This is a genomic window from Thermobifida cellulosilytica TB100 (assembly GCF_001517975.1).
GTDB classification, from domain to species: Bacteria; Actinomycetota; Actinomycetes; order Streptosporangiales; family Streptosporangiaceae; genus Thermobifida; species Thermobifida cellulosilytica.
On record NZ_KQ950185.1, the window covers coordinates 34,239 to 37,443 of the forward strand.

At 71.2% G+C, this 3,205-nt stretch carries 2 protein-coding genes; both read right to left on the minus strand.

The features are described from left to right. Window positions 1-88 precede the first annotated feature (88 nt). On the minus strand, window positions 89-535 hold the full coding sequence (locus tag AC529_RS15885; protein WP_068758115.1) for a roadblock/LC7 domain-containing protein: 447 nt from the start codon (window positions 533-535) through the stop codon (window positions 89-91). Continuing rightward, a complete protein-coding gene (locus AC529_RS15890; RefSeq protein ID WP_068758117.1) occupies window positions 532-2,874 on the minus strand; it encodes a sensor histidine kinase in 2,343 nt (780 codons plus the stop codon). The genes AC529_RS15885 and AC529_RS15890 overlap by 4 nt, the downstream gene beginning before the upstream one ends. Window positions 2,875-3,205: the final 331 nt, after the last annotated feature.

The window sequence follows — 3,205 nt, forward strand, 5'->3', positions numbered from 1 at the left end:
GTCGGAACGCGAGGGGCGGGTGCGCCCCCTGGTCAGCGAGTACGGGCGGATCAGCCGGCCGCCGTCGTCGAGGGAGCCGGACATGGCCTCACAGTCCCTCTGCGGCTCGGCCGTGCGCCGGACGGCGGTGCCTGGGCAGCGTCGACAGGTGCGGGCCCACCTGGCGCACCAGCCGGTTGATCTCGTAGGCGACCAGGCCGACGTCGCAGGAGGAGTCGGCGACCAGGGCCAGGCAGGCGCCGTGCCCCGCGGAGAGGACGAACAGGAAGACGCTGTCCATCTCCACCACGGTCTGGCGGACCTCGGAGGCCCCGAGCTGCTTGCCGGCGCCCCGGGCCAGGCTGGAGAAGCCCGAGGCGATGGCGCTGATCCGCTCGGCACGCTCCCGGTTCATGCCGCTGGACGCCGACAGCAGCAGGCCGTCCGCGGACAGCAGCACGGCCTCGCGGGCCCCCTCGGTGCGGGAGACCAGGTCGGTCAGCAGCCAGTCCAGCTCGGAGGAGGTGGAACGGGGGGCGGTCGTCTGCTCGGTCATCGTGCCTCCGTGGTGGGGTACTCGTTGGATCCCTCGGCGCGTCCGGTCCGGGTGCCGCGCTGGAAAGCGCTCATCATCTGCCGGATCTCCTCCAGCGACCGGTCGGTGCTGACAGGCCGGGAGATGGACGGTGCGGGCGCCGGCGGGACGGGTTGTTGCTGACGTCGGTGGGAGCGCCTGCGCCGGGGCAGGCCCTTGTAGGTGTCGGACTCCGCGGAAGCCTCGGCAGCGGGCCGCGCGGTGGAGTCGGGGGCGGCCGGGGCCGCGGCCGGAGCGGTCCCGGAGGGGGCGGGGGACGCCGTCACGGAAGGTGCCTCCAGTTCCGCGGGGGCGGGGCGGGTGCGTTCGACCGTGATCTCGGGCGGGGTCGCCGGAGAGGTGTCGATCGCCTCGGGCGGGAACACGACGATCGCCTGGGTTCCGTTGTAGGGGGAGGGCCGCAGGGTGACCTTCAGGTTGTGCCGCTGGGCGATGGTGGCGACCACGATCAGCCCGAGCTGGGAGTCCTCGCGCATGTCGGCGAGGTTGAAGCGCCAGGAGGAGCCGCTGAGCAGCTCGTTGGCGGCGGCGTAGCCCTCGGGGAGCATGCCCAGGCCCCGGTCCTCGATCTCCAGCGCGTAGCTGCCGTGGGGCAGCGCCTCGCCGCGCACCGTCACCGTGGTGCTGGGCGGGGAGAAGGAGGCGGCGTTCTCCAGCAGCTCCGCCAGCAGGCGCACGCTGTCGGAGGCGACCGCCCCCTTGAGCCGCACGGTGGGCATCGGCAGCAGCTTGACCCGGGAGTAGTCCTCGATCTCGCTGGAGGCGGCGCGCGCCGCCTGGGCCAGGGACAGCGGCTCGCCCGCCTTGCGGGAGGGCCGGTCGTCGGTGAGCAGCATCAGGTTCTCGGCGTTGCGCCGCATCTGGGTGCTCAGGTGGTCGATCCGGAACAGCGACTCCAGCACCTTCGGGTCGGTCTCGGACTGCTCCAGCGTGTCCAGCAGGCTGAGCTGGCGGTGCACCAGGGTCTGGGCGCGCCGCGCGATGTTGCGGAAGACGTTGCGCACGCCCTCGCGCAGCTTCGCCTCCTGGGTGGCGGAGTCCACGGCCGCGCGCTGCGCGGTGTTGAACGCCTTGGTGACCTGTCCGATCTCGTCGTCGACGTCGACGGGGATGAGCGGGGCGTCGGTGTCGACGTCCACCTTCTCCCCGGCCCGCAGCCGGGCGGTGATCCTGGGCAGGCGGTGGTTGGCGTAGTCCAGGGTGGCCTGGCGCAGCGCGCCGAGCCGCCGGTTGAGCCAGGTGACGGTCCGCGAGCTGTAGAGCACGGAGGCCACGACCACGGCCAGGGTCACGGTGCTGAGCGCCGCGATGAGGAGGGTGAGTTGCAGGGCGTCGGCCCGGCTCTGCTCGGTGATGTCGGCGATGCGGCTCTCCGTGAGGTCCTGGAAGGACTCGTCCAGCATGCTCCGGGAGGAGTTCCACAGCTCGATGTCGACAGGAGGGTCGTCGGTGGCGGCGCCGGCGCGGATCGCCTCGTTCTCCAGCGACTGCACGGTGCGGAACTGGGCGCTGCCGATGACCTCGTCGTAGACGGCCCGGTCCGGGCCGGTCAGCTCGGGGGCGATCTGGGTGTACAGGAAGCGCTGGGCGCCGACCGCGGCCGCGAAGTCGATGTGGTCGGCGGTGCTGAAGGTACCGGAGATGCCGCTGTAGGTCAGCACCCCGTCCTCCTGGGAGAGCAGCTCGCGCGCCCGGATCAGGGAGGTGAGGCTGCGCATGTGGTGGGCCTGGTCGGCGTCGACCAGCTTCTCCTGGATGTCCCACAGTTGCAGGCCGGCCTCGATCGCCTCGTTGTAGGTGGAGACGGCGCCGTCCCGGGTGGGGGTGGAGGTGTCGAGGACGTCGCGGTGCGGCTGGATCACGGTCAGCGTGCTGAGGAACCGGTCGATGCGGTCGCGGGTCTCCTCGGGGAAGGAGAGCAGTCCGCTCTCCTCGATCTGGGCGCGGAAGTCGGCGACGGCCGTGTCGGTGGCCGCGCGGTCCTCCCGCAACTGCGTGGTGGGGACGCGGTTGTCGCTGCCGGACTCCCGGAGGGCCAGGTACTCCATCGTGGACTGGCGTTCCGCCTGCAGCGCGGAGATGACCTCCAGCGCGGGGACCCCCGCCTCCTCGACGAACGTGGTCCCCCGTTGGAGGACGATCAGGTCGTTCACCGGGGTGACGGTGACGCCGACCCAGAGGACCAGCAGGGCAGTGCTCGGGATGAGGGCCAGCGCGAGGAGACGTGAACGGATGGTGCCGCGCTGTTCGGCGGACAGAAGGCGTAGCCAGCGGAGGGGGCGGCGCTGCTCTTTCGTCATGGACTCGCTCTGAGTGCGGATGAATTGAAGGGGTGGCTGCACTGAGGACAAGCGGGATGCGGCCCGCCTGCCCCCGAAACGGAAGGCCCGTCTGAGCTTTCAGAGCTAACCGTTAACGGCGGAATAAGGCAAGTCTGGTTTAGGAGATGGGTCACTACTGTCGGTGATCCTCGTCACCTGACGATCCCCGACAAGTGGTGCATTGTTCCGCAAAGATCGCCCGCTGTCTCCTGTCGTCCGGGAGCTACCGCCGAATTGTCACCAAGCCGTGCCCGTTCCCGCGGCCCCGGAGCCGGACCGGGCCCGGGGCGGGGCGCGTGCGGGAGGGGCG